We start from the raw sequence: 15225 nt of genomic DNA on the forward strand, positions 1-15225 counted from the left end.
CACCCTCGTCAGGTGGAGGGAGAAAAACAAGGGATTTGGCACGCAATCGCACCGCACGGTTCCCTTGTCCTGCGCGCACCGCAACACCTCAGTCACGCTACGCTCACAAGGATTCCGCCCCAGAGACACGTCCCAGCACTTCACAGCAGAACGGCTCAAGGCACCACATGCCCCAGCACACCTCCGGGTCTGACCGCGCGGCAGTACCACCGGCTGCGCGTGGCACTGTGCGTCCTCCCGCCCCCTCCTCGCTCGACGAGTTGTGGCGTTCGTACAAGACCACCGGCGACGAGAGGCTGCGGGAGCAGCTGATCCTGCACTACTCACCGCTGGTGAAGTACGTCGCCGGCCGGGTCAGCGTGGGGCTGCCGTCCAATGTGGAGCAGGCGGATTTCGTCTCGTCCGGCGTCTTCGGGCTGATCGACGCCATCGAGAAGTTCGACATCGAGCGGGCCATCAAGTTCGAGACCTACGCGATCACCCGGATCCGCGGCGCGATGATCGACGAACTCCGGGCGCTGGACTGGATTCCGCGGTCCGTGCGGCAGAAGGCGCGCAACGTCGAGCGCGCCTACGCCACGCTGGAGGCGCAGCTGCGGCGCACCCCCTCGGAGGCCGAGGTGGCCGCGGAGATGGGCATCGCCCTGGAGGAACTGCACGCGGTTTTCAGCCAGTTGTCGCTCGCCAACGTGGTGGCGCTGGAGGAGCTGCTGCATGTCGGCGGCGAGGGCGGCGACCGGCTGAGCCTGATGGACACCCTGGAGGACACCGCGGCCGACAATCCGGTCGAGGTCGCCGAGGACCGTGAGCTCAGACGGCTGCTCGCCCGCGCCATCAACACGCTCCCCGAGCGGGAGAAGACCGTGGTCACGCTCTACTACTACGAAGGGCTCACCCTCGCCGAGATCGGCAACGTCCTCGGGGTCACCGAGAGCAGGGTCAGCCAGATCCACACCAAGTCGGTGCTGCAGCTCCGGGCGAAGCTGGCCGACGCCGGACGCTGAGCGCGAGCGGCTTCGGCCAACCGTCCGCCGACGCGCACCCCCCTTCGAACCGGCCCCGCCGTAGAGTGGAGGGGTGCCCAGGATTCGAGCGGCCTCCGTGGCCGAGCACCGGACCATGCAGCGCGGCGCCCTCCTGGACGCCGCACGCTCCTTGCTGTCCGAGGGCGGTACGGAGGCGCTGACCTTCCCCGCCCTCGCCGAGCGCACCGGCCTCGCCAGGTCCTCCGTGTACGAGTATTTCCGCTCCCGCGCGGCCGTGGTCGAGGAGCTCTGCGCCGTCGACTTCCCGGTCTGGGCCGCCGAGGTCGAGAACGCGATGGAGCGGGCTGGTACGCCCGAGGCCAAGATCGAGGCCTATGTGCGCCGCCAGCTCGACCTCGTCGGGGACCGGCGGCACCGCGCGGTCGTGGCGATCTCCGCGAGCGAGCTGGACGCCGGCGCCCGGGAGAAGATCCGTGCCGCGCACGGCGGGCTGATCGCAATGATCGTCGAGGCGCTCGCCGACCTGGGCCACGCCGAGCCGAGGCTCGCGGCCATGCTCCTGCAGGGCTCCGTGGACGCCGCGGTGCGCAGGATCGAGCTGGGCGCGGCCGAGGAGCCGGGCATCGTGGCGGACACGGCCGTGGCCATGGTCCTGCGCGGCGTCCGGGGCTGAGAGCGACTCCCGTCCGCCTCCGGGAGCGGTACGCCGAACACCGGCAGCAGCCTGGAGGGCCCCCGTCGCAGCAGTGACGGAGGGAGCAGCGACAACGGATCCAGATAGGCGTCCCCGCGCCGCAACCCCCAGTGCAGACAGCCGGAGACGCAGTGGGACGGCTCCGGCCCGACCACCCCCACCACCTGCCCCGCGACCACCTCGTCGCCCTCGGAGACCCTCGCCCGCACCGGTTCGTACGTGAAGCGCAGCGGCGGCTCCCCGCTCCCGGCCACGTCGACGGAGACCACCCCGCGCCCCGCGACCGGACCCGCGAAGGCGACCCGCCCCGGGGCCGCCGCCAGAACCGGGGTGCCCGGCGGGGCTGCGAGGTCGACCCCGCGGTGGCCCGGCGCGTACGGACCGGCGGGCGGCTCCCAGCCCCGTACGACCAGGGGCCAGCCCGCGAGCGGCCATACGCGGTCACCGCCCGGCGGCGCCGCCCAGGCTCTCGCGGAGGCCGGTCCCAGGAGGGCGAACAGCGCTGCGGGCAGCAAGGCGAGCAGGACGGCCACCCGTGCGGCACGCGGCCGGCCGGTGGTTTCTCCAGGTGAGCGGCACATGGAGCAACGATCTCCCGCAGGCCCGTTCCATGGGGATCATGGCCCGGATCTGTGGACGGCCGAGGGGTTGTGGACATCGCCGTCACCCTGGACCCGGCGGGTCCCGTACACTTCTTCTGGCGATCCGGGTCACCGGGTCGACTTCGCACGCCCCGCCACCTCCCTCTCTGCGGACGGTGGCCGCGCTCCTCGGTCCCTCGTGGCACGGCGCGTCGGGGCGTCAGGCGCGACAGCAATCCTGCGGTCGCGAAAACCGAGTACCTCAAGGAGTACGGCCATGGCCGTCGTCACGATGCGGGAGCTGCTGGAAAGCGGCGTCCACTTCGGTCACCAGACCCGTCGCTGGAACCCGAAGATGAAGCGCTTCATCTTCACCGAGCGCAACGGCATCTACATCATCGACCTGCTCCAGTCGCTGTCGTACATCGACCGCGCCTACGAGTTCGTCAAGGAGACCGTCGCCCACGGCGGCTCCATCATGTTCGTGGGTACGAAGAAGCAGGCCCAGGAGGCCATCGCCGAGCAGGCGACGCGCGTCGGCATGCCGTACGTCAACCAGCGTTGGCTCGGTGGCATGCTCACCAACTTCTCCACCGTCTACAAGCGCCTTCAGCGTCTGAAGGAGCTCGAGCTCATCGACTTCGAGGACGTGGCCGCCTCCGGCCTCACCAAGAAGGAGCTCCTGGTCCTCTCGCGCGAGAAGGCCAAGCTGGAGAAGACCCTCGGTGGTATCCGCGAGATGCAGAAGGTGCCGAGCGCCGTCTGGATCGTCGACACCAAGAAGGAGCACATCGCCGTCGGTGAGGCGCGCAAGCTCCACATCCCGGTCGTCGCGATCCTCGACACCAACTGCGACCCCGACGAGGTCGACTACAAGATTCCGGGCAACGACGACGCGATCCGCTCCGTCACCCTGCTCACCCGCGTGATCGCCGACGCCGTCGCCGAGGGCCTCATCGCCCGCTCCGGTGCCGCCACCGGTGACTCGAAGCCGGGCGAGAAGGCCGCCGGCGAGCCCCTCGCCGAGTGGGAGCGCGACCTGCTCACGGGCGAGAAGAAGGACGACGCCGAGGTCCAGTCCTCCGCCGAGACCGAGAAGGCCGCCGACGCCGAGCCGGCCGCCGCCGCCGACGAGCAGGCTGCCGAGCAGGCCGAGGCGCCCGCCGCCGAAGCCCCCGCCGCCGAGGCTCCGGCCACGGACGAGCAGGCCTGACACCCGTCAGTCACGGCTGAATGACGGCGGGGGCCGGTGCACTGGCACCGCCCCCGCCGTTCACCCGTAGATCTTTCAGACTTCGAGAGAGAAACAGACTCATGGCGAACTACACCGCCGCTGACGTCAAGAAGCTCCGCGAGCTCACCGGCGCCGGCATGATGGACTGCAAGAAGGCGCTCGACGAGGCCGACGGCAATGTGGACGGTGCCGTCGAGGCGCTCCGCATCAAGGGCCAGAAGGGCGTCGCCAAGCGCGAGGGCCGTTCCGCCGAGAACGGTGCCGTCGTCTCCCTCCTCGCCGAGGACAAGACGTCCGGCGTCCTGCTCGAGCTGAAGTGCGAGACGGACTTCGTCGCCAAGGGCGACAAGTTCCAGGCCGTCGCCAACACGCTCGCCGCCCACGTCGCCGCGACCTCCCCGGCCGACATCGAGGCGCTCCTCGCCTCCGAGATCGAGCCCGGCAAGACCGTCCAGGCGTACGTGGACGAGGCCAACGCCAACCTCGGCGAGAAGATCGTCCTGGACCGCTTCGCGCAGTTCCAGGGCGCGTACGTCTCCGTGTACATGCACCGCACCATGCCCGACCTGCCCCCGCAGATCGGTGTCATGGTCGAGCTGGACAAGGCCGACGCCGAGCTGGCCAAGGGCCTCGCGCAGCACATCGCCGCCTTCGCCCCGAAGTACCTGTCCCGCGAGGACGTCCCGGCCGAGGTCGTCGAGGCCGAGCGCCGCGTCGCCGAGGAGACCACGCGCGCCGAGGGCAAGCCCGAGGCCGCGCTCCCGAAGATCGTCGAGGGTCGCGTCAACGGCTTCTTCAAGGAGGCCACCCTCCTCGGCCAGCCCTACGCGCTGGACAACAAGAAGTCCGTCCAGAAGGTCCTGGACGAGGCCGGTGTCACCCTGAAGCGCTTCACGCGCATCAAGGTCGGCATCTGAGTCCGTCCGCGAACAACGGTGGACCCCGATAGGGTCTGGTGCAGTCGACGGCCGCACTCAGCCGGACGACCGCAGATCTGACGAGGAGGCCATTGCCGCTGAGGGACAACAGACCCACGGCAATGGCCTTCTTCGTATGTGCACGAGGAGAATCTCCATGAACAAGGGCGCGGACGCCACACAGGGTGACCACAAGCGCGACGACGCGATTTCCGGCCGCTTCATGCTGAAGCTGTCCGGCGAGGCCTTCGCCGGTGGCGGAGGGCTCGGAGTCGACCCCGACGTCGTGCACGCCATCGCCCGCGAGATCGCCGCGGTCGTACGCGACGGAGCGGAGATCGCCGTCGTCATCGGCGGCGGCAACTTCTTCCGTGGCGCCGAGCTCCAGCAGCGCGGCATGGACCGGGCGCGGTCCGACTACATGGGCATGCTCGGCACCGTCATGAACTGCCTGGCGCTGCAGGACTTCCTGGAGAAGGAAGGCATCGACTCGCGCGTCCAGACCGCCATCACCATGGGCCAGGTCGCGGAGCCGTACATCCCGCTCCGTGCCGTGCGGCACCTGGAGAAGGGACGCGTCGTGATCTTCGGCGCAGGCATGGGCATGCCGTACTTCTCCACCGACACGACCGCCGCACAGCGCGCCCTGGAGATCGACGCCGAAGCGCTGCTGATGGGGAAGAACGGTGTGGACGGGGTCTACGACTCCGACCCGAAGGCCAACCCCGACGCGGTGAAGTTCGACGCCCTGGAGTACGGCGAGGTGATCGCCCGGGACCTCAAGGTCGCCGACGCCACCGCCATCACTCTCTGCCGTGACAACCAGCTCCCGATCCTTGTCTTCGAGCTGACCACGGAGGGCAATATCGCCCGCGCGGTGAAGGGTGAGAAGATCGGCACGCTGGTGAGCGACCGGAGCACCCGGGCCTGACGGCCCAGAAGATGGACAACGGCCTGCCGGTCGGACACCGTGCAGGTGAGGACGCGACGCAGGATCCGCAGGACCCGACGATGCCGGGTCCGCTCAAGACACGCAGGAGCACGTGGTGATCGAAGAAATCCTCCTCGAGGCCGAGGAGAAGATGGAGAAGGCCGTCGTGGTCGCGAAAGAGGACTTCGCCGCGATCCGGACCGGCCGTGCGCACCCGGCGATGTTCAACAAGATCGTCGCCGACTACTACGGCGCGCTGACCCCGATCAACCAGCTCGCCTCGTTCTCGGTTCCCGAACCGCGGATGGCCGTGGTGACCCCGTTCGACAAGACCGCGCTGCGCAACATCGAGCAGGCGATCCGCGACTCCGACCTCGGCGTCAACCCGAGCAACGACGGCAACATCATCCGCGTGACGTTCCCCGAGCTCACGCAGGACCGCCGCAAGGAGTACATCAAGGTCGCCAAGACCAAGGCCGAGGACTCCAAGATCTCGATCCGCTCCATCCGCCGCAAGGCCAAGGAGTCGCTCGACAAGCTCGTCAAGGACAAGGAGTCCGGCGAGGACGAGGTCCGCCGCGCGGAGAAGGAGCTCGACGACACCACCGCGAAGTACGTCGCGCAGGTGGACGAGCTGCTCAAGCACAAGGAAGCCGAGCTGCTCGAAGTCTGATGAACGACTCTTCCTGGGGCGCCCCGCAGGGAGCCGGCTACCGGAGCGCGCCCGAGATGGGGGGCGCTCCGGCGGGTCCTGCATACGATGTGCACGGCGCCCAGCAGACTCGGCCCATGCCCATCGTGCCGGACGTTCCCGACGCAGGTAGAGACGCTGACGACCGCGACGACCGGAACGGGGACGCCGCGCGCGTCAGCGGCCCCCTGTTCCGTGACGAGAAGCCGCAGGAGCCCATGTCCACCCCGCTGCCGTCCCCGCCGCCGCCCAAGAAGCGCGCGGGGCGTGATCTGCGTGCAGCCATAGGTGTCGGTGTCGGTCTCGGTGCCCTCGTCATCGGCTCCCTGTTCATCGTCAAGGCAATCTTCGTCGGCGTGGTCGTGCTGGCGGTCGTGGTCGGCCTCTGGGAGCTCACGTCCCGCCTCAAGGAGCGCAAGGGCATCAACGCCCCGCTCGTGCCGCTCGCCGTCGGCGGCGCCGCGATGGTGGTCGCCGGTTATGTGCGGGAGGCGGAGGGCGCCTGGGTCGCGATGGCGCTCACCGCCCTCGCGGTGCTCGTGTGGCGGATGACGGAGCCCCCCGAGGGGTACCTCAAGGACGTCACCGCGGGCGTCTTCGCCGTGTTCTACGTGCCGTTCCTGGCGACGTTCGTCGCGATGATGCTCACCGCGGACGACGGTGCCTGGCGTGTGCTGACCTTCCTCCTGCTGACCGTGGTCAGCGACACCGGCGCGTACGCCGTCGGCTGGCGCTTCGGCACGCACAAGCTGGCACCCCGCATCAGCCCCGGGAAGACCCGCGAGGGCCTGTTCGGCGCGGTCGCCTTCGCGATGGTGGCCGGCGCCCTGTGCATGGAGTTCCTGATCGACGGCGGGAGCTGGTGGCAGGGCCTGCTGATGGGCCTGGCCGTCGCCGCCAGCGCCACGCTGGGGGACCTCGGCGAGTCGATGATCAAGCGGGACCTGGGGATCAAGGACATGGGCACGCTGCTGCCCGGCCACGGCGGCATCATGGACCGGCTCGACTCGCTGCTGCCGAGCGCCCCGGTCGTATGGCTGCTGCTGGTGCTGTTCGTCGGATCCGGCTGAGCGGAGCACCGACTTCCTGCGTCGCTCTTCGACGGGGCCCGCCGTCCACCGGACGGCGGGCCCCGTCCGCGTGTGCTCAGCGACGTCGGGGAAGCTTCCAGCCGTTCCTGCGGAGCCGTACGAGAAGAAACACCGCGAACAGGACCCACACCGCCAGGAACGCCCATTTGAACCACGGGGGACCCTGCCAGCGCCCGGCGAGTTCGGCTGCGACCAACACGTGAGAGGTCATGGGCGTCGTGTGCCCGCATTCCGTGCGGGACACCCGTGTGCGCGGTGAGCGGCTCCCGTACCACCACCGCGGTGGTCAGGCTCCCGCAGCCGGGCCGCTGACGGGGCCGGACCGAGGCGCGCGCACTCCGGCAGGGCGGATCCCTGGCCGGTGCGGTCCGGGTGACCGTTCAGGTGCCGGCGGTGGACCGGGCCGGGCGGGGTATCCGAGGGGTGACAGAGGGTGTCCCGTCGCCCCGGGGAGGACATGCCGTGCGTGTGTTGAAGCTCTGGCTCGACCGTAGTCTCGCCGCGCAAGCGGTGCTGATCTTCGTCCTCGGAGTGGGGGTGAACGCCCTGTTCCGCCGGGACGGGCACCTCGGCTGGTGGGTGATCCAGACAGCGGTCTTCACCGCCGTCGCCATCGGTATCGTGGCCGCCCAGCGCCGCAGGACCGGCCGTGCGGCCGGCGTGGACCCCCGCGGGATCGCCGAGCTCAACCGCCAGATACGGCACCGTGAGGTGCCGAGCGACCCCGAGAAGCGGGCGACCATGCAGAAACTGGTCGCCGAGCAGCTGGGCAGGATGGAGCGGGGCGGCCGGTGGCTTCCGTACTGGCTGGCCTTCATGGGCCTGATCGCGGCCGGCATGCTCGTGCTCGGAGTCGTCACCGGCTCGCTGACCGTCCCGCTGATCTTCGTCGCCGGGGTGGTGGTGTTCTGCTCCTGGGTCTTCTGGATGCGCCGCCGTGCCCTGGAGCACCACCGCCACATGCGGTCCGCCCTGCAGGACCACGGCTGACGCCGGCCGTGCCGGCCCCGGCGTACCGCACGGTTCTCCGGCGGCCATGAGTACCTCGGCGTGTCTGCGACACTGGATGAACCATGCCTAAGCCCGGAGAACTCACTTTCGTCGCGCCCCGTGGAGCCAAGCGGCCGCCGCGGCACCTCGCCGACCTCACCCCCGACGAGCGCAAGGAAGCAGTCGCCGCGACCGGCGAGAAGCCCTTCCGTGCCAAGCAGCTGTCGCAGCACTACTTCACGCGGTACGCGCACGACCCGGTGGAGTGGACCAACATCCCGGCCGCGTCGCGGGAGAAGCTCGCCGAGGCGATGTTCCCCGACCTGATGTCGGTGATGCGCCACATCAGCTGCGACGACGACACCACCCGCAAGACGCTCTGGAAGCTGCACGACGGCACGCTCGTCGAGTCCGTCCTCATGCGCTACCCGGACCGGGTGACCATGTGCATCTCGTCACAGGCCGGCTGCGGGATGAACTGTCCGTTCTGCGCCACCGGGCAGGCGGGGCTCGACCGTAATCTGTCGACCGCCGAGATCGTGCACCAGATCGTGGACGGCATGCGGGCCCTGCGCGACGGGGAGGTCCCGGGCGGGCCCGCGCGACTGTCCAACATCGTCTTCATGGGCATGGGCGAGCCGCTGGCCAACTACAAGCGCGTGGTCGGGGCGATCCGCCGGCTGACCGACCCGGAGCCGGACGGCCTCGGGCTTTCGCAGCGCGGGATCACCGTGTCCACGGTGGGTCTGGTGCCGGCGATGCTCCGCTTCGCCGACGAGGGCTTCAAGTGCCGCCTCGCCGTTTCGCTGCACGCTCCGGACGACGAACTGCGCGACACCCTCGTCCCCGTGAACACCCGCTGGAAGGTCGCTGAGGTCCTGGACGCCGCGTGGGAGTACGCGGAGAAGTCGGGCCGCCGCATCTCCATCGAGTACGCGCTCATCCGCGACATCAACGACCAGGCCTGGCGGGGCGACCGGCTGGGCCGGCTGCTCAAGGGCAAGCGGGTGCACGTCAACCTCATCCCGCTCAACCCGACGCCGGGGTCCAAGTGGACCGCATCGCGGCCCGAGGACGAGAAGGCTTTCGTCGAGGCGATCGCCGCCCACGGGGTCCCGGTCACCGTCCGGGACACCCGCGGCCAGGAGATCGACGGCGCCTGCGGGCAGCTGGCGGCGTCCGAGCGCTGAGGCGGTCCCGCATACGGGCAGGATCCGGCCGGTCCGGCGTGATCCGGCCGGTGTAGCCTGGCCGGGAAATCAACTTCATATTCCGACAGGGGAGCGCCACAGCGCTGAGAGTGCGGCACCGAGGACAGGTCGGCCGCAGACCCTCTGAACCTCGCCCGGGTCATTCCGGGTAGGAAGTTCGGACCTTACTCAAGCTGTTGCGCCCTGCCCGCTCGCCGAGCGGGCAGGGCCGCGTCTCTTCCTGGTCACCTCCAGGAGGACATCACCATGAACACCACGACGAAGTACGCGGCGACCGCGCTCGCCGCCGCGCTCGGAGTCACCGCGCTCGCGGGCTGCGGGGGCTCCGACGACAAGTCTTCCGGTGACACGGGAGCCGGTTCGAAGACCGTCACCCTCGTCAGTCACGACTCGTTCAACGCCTCGGACGCCGTCCTGAAGGCGTTCACGAAGCAGACCGGCTACAAGGTCAAGGTGCTGAAGAGCGGGGACGCCGGGGCAGCGCTCAACCAGGAGATCCTGACCAAGGGCTCCCCGCGCGGCGACGTGTTCTTCGGCGCCGACAACACCCTCCTCTCCCGCGCTCTGGACAACGGCCTGTTCACGCCGTACGAGGCGAAGGGCCTGGACCGCGTCGCGGCCGACGCCCAGCTCGACGCGGACAAGCACCGGGTCACGCCCATCGACACCGGCGACATCTGCGTCAACTACGACAAGAAGTACTTCGCCGACAAGAAGCTCGACCCGCCGAACTCCTTCGACGACCTGCTGAAGCCCGCGTACAAGAACCTCCTCGTCACCGAGAACGCCGCGACCTCGTCGCCCGGCCTCGGCTTCCTCCTCGGCACCGTCGCCAGCCAGGGCGAGGCCGGTTACCAGGACTACTGGAAGAAGCTGAAGAGCAACGGCGTCAAGGTCGTCGACGGCTGGGAGCAGGCCTACAACGAGGAGTTCTCCGGCTCCGCGGGCGGTAAGAAGGCCAACGCCGACAGGCCCCTCGTCGTCTCGTACGCCTCCAGCCCGCCCGTCGAGGTGCTGTACGCCGATCCGCAGCCCAGCGAGGCCCCGACCGGTGTCGCCACCGGCACCTGCTTCCGCCAGATCGAGTTCGCCGGACTGCTGGACGGCGCGAAGAACGAGGCAGGCGGCAAGGCACTCCTGGACTTCCTGATCAGCAAGCAGTTCCAGGAGGACATGCCGCTGAACATGTTCGTGAACCCGGTGGTGAAGGACGCGAAGCTGCCGGAGCTCTTCACGAAGTTCGGGGCCACCGTCGACAAGCCGGCGACCGTCGCCCCGGAGAAGATCGCCAAGAACCGTGAGCAGTGGGTCCAGTCGTGGTCCTCGCTCGTCGTGAAGTAGTCGCGCGGTCCCCGTGGAGGGGGAACGCGGTGCGGCTCGGTCTCATGGCCGTGCCCGGCGCGTTCTTCGCGCTGTTCTTCGCCTACCCGGTCGTCGCCATCGTCGGCCGGGGCCTGAAGACGGACGGAGACTGGCAGTTCGGCCGGATCGGTACGGTGCTGAGCCGGCCGGACATCCTCGACGTCCTCTGGTTCACCACCTGGCAGGCCCTCGCCTCGACCGCGCTCACCCTGCTGATCGCACTGCCCGGCGCCTATGTCTTCGCCCGCTTCGACTTCCCCGGGAAGCAGCTGTTGCGTGCCGTCGTGACCGTGCCGTTCGTCCTGCCCACCGTCGTCGTGGGCACGGCGTTCCTGGCGCTGCTGGGGCGTGGCGGGTTCCTCGACGAACTCTGGGGGGTCCGCCTCGACACGACCGTGTGGGCGATCCTGCTCGCCCATGTGTTCTTCAACTACGCGGTCGTCGTACGGACCGTCGGCGGCCTGTGGTCCCAGCTCGACCCCCGGCAGGAGGAGGCCGCCCGGGTGCTCGGGGCCGGCCGCCTGGCCGCCTGGCGGCGTGTGACCCTGCCCGCGCTCGCCCCGGCCGTGGCCGCGGCGGCTCTGATGGTCTTCCTCTTCACCTTCACCTCCTTCGGTGTCGTCCAGATCCTCGGCGGTCCGGCCTACTCCACGCTGGAGGTCGAGATCTACCGGCAGACCGCCCAGCTGCTCGACCTGCCGACGGCCGCCGTACTGACCCTGGTGCAGTTCGCCGCTGTCGGAGGGATCCTCGCCGTCCACGCGTGGACCGTACGGCGCCGGGAGACCGCGCTGAAGCTCGTGGACCCGGCCCAGACCTCCCGCCGCCCGCACGGCGCAGGGCAGTGGGCGCTGCTCGGCGGGGTACTGCTGACCGTCCTGCTGCTGATCGTGGTGCCGCTCGGTGTACTGGTGGAACGCTCCCTGGACACCTCGGGCGGCTACGGCTTCGGCTTCTACCGCGCGCTGCAGTCGGCCGACGCGAGCGGCTCCACCTTCCTGGTCCCGCCGCTCGACGCCATCGGGAACTCCCTGCGTTACGCACTCGTCGCGACCCTGATCGCCCTGGTGATCGGGGGTCTCGCCGCGTCGGCCCTCACCCTCCCCCACGCTCGGCTTCGCTCGAGCGGGCGGTACCCCCACGCCGGACCGCTGGTGCGTGGCTTCGACGCCCTGCTGATGCTGCCGCTCGGAGTGTCCGCCGTCACCGTCGGCTTCGGCTTCCTGATCACGCTCGACAAGCCGCCGCTGGATCTGCGCACGTCCTGGATCCTCGTGCCGCTCGCCCAGGCGCTGGTGGGCGTCCCCTTCGTCGTACGGACCATGCTGCCCGTCCTGCGCGCGGTGGACGACCGGCTGAGGGAGGCCGCGGCGGTGCTCGGCGCGTCGCCGCTGCGGGCCTGGCGGGAGGTCGACCTGCCGCTGGTGCGGCGGGCGGTGCTGGTGGCCGCCGGCTTCGCCTTCGCCGTGTCGCTCGGTGAGTTCGGCGCGACCGTGTTCATCGCGCGCCCCGACAACCCCACCCTGCCGGTCGCCGTCGCCAGGCTGCTGGGGCGCTCGGGTGAGCTCAACTACGGGCAGGCGATGGCCCTCAGCACGATTCTGATGCTGGTCTGCGCGGTGTCGCTGCTCCTGCTCGAACGTATCCGTACCGACCGATCCGGGGAGTTCTAGAGATGCTGACAGTGGAGTCGGCCACGGTCCGGTTCGGGAGGAGGACCGCGCTGGACGCGGTGGACCTGGAGGTCGCGGACCACGAGATCGTCTGTGTGCTGGGCCCGAGCGGCAGCGGCAAGTCGACGCTGCTGCGGGCCGTGGCCGGGCTGCAGCCTCTGGACGGCGGGCGGGTTTTCCTGGACGGCGCGGACCAGGCACGGCTGCCGGTACACCGCCGCGGGCTCGGCCTGATGTTCCAGGACCACCAGCTCTTCCCGCACCGGGATGTCGGCGCCAACGTCGCCTTCGGACTGTGCATGCACGGCGTCCCCCGCCCGGAGCGCGACCGCAGGGCCGGTGAACTCCTGGACATGGTCGGTCTGCCCGGGGCCGGGCGGCGGGCCGTCGCCGCCCTCTCCGGCGGGGAACAACAGCGGGTGGCACTCGCCCGGGCCCTGGCGCCCCGCCCGAAACTGCTGATGCTGGACGAACCGCTGGGCCAGCTGGACCGGAGCCTGCGCGAACGGCTCGTCGTCGAACTGCGCACCCTCTTCGGCCGGCTGGGCACGACGGTGCTCGCCGTTACCCACGACCAGGGCGAGGCCTTCGCGCTCGCCGACCGGGTCGTGGTCATGCGGGACGGCCGGATCGCCCAGGCGGGCACCCCGCTGGAGGTCTGGCAGCAGCCCGCGTCGGCGTTCGTCGCCCGCTTCCTCGGTTTCGACAATCTGGTGGACGCCACGGTCACGGGTACGGCCGCCGACACCGTCTGGGGCAAGGTCCCGGTGCCCGAGGACTCGCCGCAGGGCGAGTGCGAGCTGCTCGTGCGGCCGGGCGGCGTCCGGATCGGCGGCCCCAAGGAAGGCCTGCGCTGCACGGTGGGCGTACGCACCTTCCGCGGCCACCACGTCACCGTCATCCTGCGTCCCGACGACGGGCCGCCCCTGGAGGCGGAGTGCGCTCTGCGGGACACCCCCGAGGAGGGGGCCACCGTGGGCGTGACCTTCGACCCGGCGGAGACGGTGGTCCTTCCCCCGGAGGCGTAGGGCGAACCGGGCCGGTGCTCACGCCCTCCAGCGCCCTCCGGTGCCGGCAGCGCACGGCCAGGAGGCCCGGCCGGTAGTCGATCTCGACCACCGTGTGCGCCCGAGGGCGTGGCGGCGGTTCGCGCCGGCGTCTTCGCGATGCCCGGCCGCACCCGACGCGCCGTACGACCGGCTGGCGGCGCTTCTCGGGGCGTGATCCCCTGGACACGGGAACCGTCCGGAAGGAGCAGGGGCCATGAAGCGGTCAGCCCGCGAGGGCATCGACATCACCCGCGTCGTCGCGGCTCCCCGCGACCGTGTATTCGAAGCCTGGACGGACCCCGAGGACTTCGCCGCCTGGTACGGCGGCGACGCGGACGTGCCGCTCGACCGGGTGTCGATGGATGTCACGCCCGGCGGTGAGTGGAGCCTGGTCATCGTGGTGCCCGGGGCGGAGATGCCCTTCCACGGCGTCTACCAGGAGGTGTCCGCCCCCGAGCGGCTCGTGTTCACGCTCAAGGACAGGAGCGCACCCGACGGCATCGAGGGCGAGACCGTCACGGTCACCTTCACGGAGAAGAGCCGGAAGTCCACCGAGATGGTCTTCCAGCAGCGAGGCGGCCATCTCACCCACGAGCAGTACGCGGCGGCCGAGGACGGCTGGGAGGCGTTCTTCGACGCCCTCGACGCCCGGCTCGCCGCCGGCTGAGCCCGTCGGAGCGGGGTCAGCCCGTCAGCCGGGCGAGCGCCCCGGCCGCCTCCTCCACCGTGTCGACCAGCGCGATACGGGACTCCATCGGCCGGTCAGCCGCGAGCGCGCTCAGCAGCTGCCAGGCGGGCAGCTTCTCCGTCCAGTGCGCGCGGTCGACCAGGACCATCGGCGTGGGCGCGGAACGCGACTCGTAGTAGTTCGGCGTCGCGTTGTCGAAGATCTCCTGAACCGTGCCGGCGGCCCCCGGCAGGAAGATCACACCTGCGGTCGAGCGGGCCAGCAGCCCGTCCTCGCGCACCGCGTTCGCGAAGTACTTGGCGATGTGGTCCGCGAAGGCGTTCGGCGGTTCGTGGCCGTAGAACCACGTGGGGACCGCGACCGAGGACCCCCCGTCGGGCCAGCGCTCCCGTACGGCGAAGGCCGCCATGGCCCAGTCGGTGACCGACGGGCTGAACGACGGTGCCGAGGCCAGGAGTTCGCAGGCCTTGAGCAGCATCGCGTCGGAGTGCGGAGCCGCGTACGCCCCGAGGTTGGCTGCCTCCATGGCGCCCGGACCGCCGCCCGTCGCCACGGTCAGACCGCTGCGGGCCAGCTCCCTGCCGAGCCGCGCGGCGCCTCGGTACTCCTGCGAACCGCGGGCCATGGCGTGGCCGCCCATCACGCCCACCACCCGGGCCCCGACGAGGTGTTCGTCCAGCGCGTCGGAGACAGCGTCGTCGTGGAGCGCCCGCAGCATCGAGGCGAAGACGTCGCCGTTCGTCCTGGTCAGCTGGAACCAGCCGTACGCCCGTGCGTCGGGGGTGGCGGCGTAGCCGCCCTCCGACAGGCCCTCGTACAGGGCGTCGGGGGTGTAGAGCAGTCCGCGGTACGGGTCGAAGGGGAGGCCGGGCACCGGCGGGAACACGAAGGCCCCGTCCGCGCGTATCTTCGCCTCGGCGCGCGGCTCCATGCGGCAGCCGAGGAAGACCGCGCCCCGGGTGCCGGTCGCGAGCAGCGCGTCGCTCCGGTCCGTCAGGTCGACGGACTGGACACGGTGGCCGGCCAGGGTTCCGGCCGCGACCGCCTGGTCGAATGCGGTGAGCGTCTCGATCTCGACGCCGGGTGCGTAGGTGTTCTCGTCCGGATTTTCCACGCCGCCATGCTAC

At 70.3% G+C, this 15225-nt stretch carries 15 protein-coding genes, 1 pseudogene and 1 riboswitch; of the genes and pseudogenes, 13 read left to right on the top strand and 3 right to left on the bottom strand.

The features are described from left to right. Positions 1 to 167 precede the first annotated feature (167 nt). Together whiG and OG379_RS27795 are read left to right on the top strand one after the other, a co-directional pair. Complete coding sequence (gene whiG, locus OG379_RS27790) at positions 168 to 1004, top strand: RNA polymerase sigma factor WhiG (protein WP_099177583.1); 837 nt, start codon at positions 168 to 170, stop codon at positions 1002 to 1004. Positions 1005 to 1101: 97 nt separating this feature from the next. Beyond that, on the top strand, positions 1102 to 1659 hold the full coding sequence (locus tag OG379_RS27795; RefSeq protein ID WP_405668673.1) for a TetR/AcrR family transcriptional regulator: 558 nt from the start codon (positions 1102 to 1104) through the stop codon (positions 1657 to 1659). A 155-nt stretch (positions 1660 to 1814) separates the two neighbouring features. Here the strand turns inward: OG379_RS27795 and OG379_RS27800 are convergent. Continuing rightward, a pseudogene (locus tag OG379_RS27800) lies at positions 1815 to 2261 on the bottom strand (peptidoglycan DD-metalloendopeptidase family protein); the annotation flags it as partial. Between the two features lie 277 nt (positions 2262 to 2538). Here OG379_RS27800 and rpsB point away from each other — a divergent pair. The 5 genes from rpsB (at position 2539) to OG379_RS27825 (ending at position 7104) form a co-directional block, all read left to right on the top strand. Continuing rightward, positions 2539 to 3474, top strand: a complete 936-nt coding sequence (gene rpsB, locus OG379_RS27805; protein ID WP_329233353.1) for a 30S ribosomal protein S2 — start codon at positions 2539 to 2541, stop codon at positions 3472 to 3474. Between the two features lie 101 nt (positions 3475 to 3575). Beyond that, positions 3576 to 4412: a translation elongation factor Ts gene (gene tsf / locus OG379_RS27810; RefSeq protein ID WP_329233355.1), complete on the top strand. Its 837-nt coding sequence runs from the start codon at positions 3576 to 3578 to the stop codon at positions 4410 to 4412. 157 nt (positions 4413 to 4569) lie between these two features. Continuing rightward, on the top strand, positions 4570 to 5343 hold the full coding sequence (gene pyrH / locus OG379_RS27815; RefSeq protein WP_362931504.1) for a UMP kinase: 774 nt from the start codon (positions 4570 to 4572) through the stop codon (positions 5341 to 5343). A 115-nt stretch (positions 5344 to 5458) separates the two neighbouring features. Then, positions 5459 to 6016 (top strand): ribosome recycling factor, encoded by a 558-nt coding sequence (frr, locus tag OG379_RS27820; protein WP_031100531.1) that lies wholly within the window; start codon positions 5459 to 5461, stop codon positions 6014 to 6016. Continuing rightward, on the top strand, positions 6016 to 7104 hold the full coding sequence (locus tag OG379_RS27825; protein WP_405665722.1) for a phosphatidate cytidylyltransferase: 1089 nt from the start codon (positions 6016 to 6018) through the stop codon (positions 7102 to 7104). Before frr ends, OG379_RS27825 begins: the two co-directional genes overlap by 1 nt. 76 nt (positions 7105 to 7180) lie before the next feature. Here OG379_RS27825 and OG379_RS27830 read toward each other — a convergent pair whose 3' ends face one another. Beyond that, positions 7181 to 7336, bottom strand: coding sequence for a hypothetical protein (locus tag OG379_RS27830; RefSeq protein ID WP_405665723.1), 156 nt, complete (start codon positions 7334 to 7336; stop codon positions 7181 to 7183). Positions 7337 to 7587: 251 nt separating this feature from the next. Between OG379_RS27830 and OG379_RS27835 the strand changes: the two genes are divergently transcribed. The 6 genes from OG379_RS27835 to OG379_RS27860 all read left to right on the top strand — a co-directional run bounded on the left by OG379_RS27835 (position 7588) and on the right by OG379_RS27860 (position 14077). Continuing rightward, the gene (locus OG379_RS27835) at positions 7588 to 8115 is read left to right on the top strand and encodes a hypothetical protein (protein WP_405665724.1); all 528 of its coding nucleotides are present in this window, start codon (positions 7588 to 7590) and stop codon (positions 8113 to 8115) included. An 83-nt stretch (positions 8116 to 8198) separates the two neighbouring features. Beyond that, positions 8199 to 9305: a 23S rRNA (adenine(2503)-C(2))-methyltransferase RlmN gene (gene rlmN / locus OG379_RS27840; protein ID WP_393763934.1), complete on the top strand. Its 1107-nt coding sequence runs from the start codon at positions 8199 to 8201 to the stop codon at positions 9303 to 9305. A 77-nt stretch (positions 9306 to 9382) separates the two neighbouring features. After that, positions 9383 to 9499: riboswitch (TPP riboswitch) on the top strand. Between the two features lie 73 nt (positions 9500 to 9572). After that, on the top strand, positions 9573 to 10667 hold the full coding sequence (locus tag OG379_RS27845) for a thiamine ABC transporter substrate binding subunit (RefSeq protein ID WP_405665725.1): 1095 nt from the start codon (positions 9573 to 9575) through the stop codon (positions 10665 to 10667). Positions 10668 to 10711: 44 nt separating this feature from the next. Beyond that, a complete protein-coding gene (locus OG379_RS27850) occupies positions 10712 to 12361 on the top strand; it encodes an ABC transporter permease (protein WP_405668674.1) in 1650 nt (549 codons plus the stop codon). A 2-nt stretch (positions 12362 to 12363) separates the two neighbouring features. Continuing rightward, positions 12364 to 13389, top strand: a complete 1026-nt coding sequence (locus OG379_RS27855; RefSeq protein WP_405665726.1) for an ABC transporter ATP-binding protein — start codon at positions 12364 to 12366, stop codon at positions 13387 to 13389. Between the two features lie 235 nt (positions 13390 to 13624). Continuing rightward, entirely contained in the window at positions 13625 to 14077 is a 453-nt protein-coding gene (locus OG379_RS27860; protein WP_405665728.1) for an SRPBCC domain-containing protein, read from the top strand. Positions 14078 to 14093: 16 nt separating this feature from the next. Here OG379_RS27860 and OG379_RS27865 read toward each other — a convergent pair whose 3' ends face one another. Then, positions 14094 to 15212 carry an LOG family protein gene (locus OG379_RS27865; RefSeq protein ID WP_405665729.1) on the bottom strand — a complete coding sequence of 373 codons (1119 nt, stop codon included), beginning with the start codon at positions 15210 to 15212 and terminating at the stop codon, positions 14094 to 14096. Positions 15213 to 15225: the final 13 nt, after the last annotated feature.

The organism is Streptomyces sp. NBC_01166, from assembly GCF_045039765.1.
Classification (GTDB): domain Bacteria; phylum Actinomycetota; class Actinomycetes; order Streptomycetales; family Streptomycetaceae; genus Streptomyces.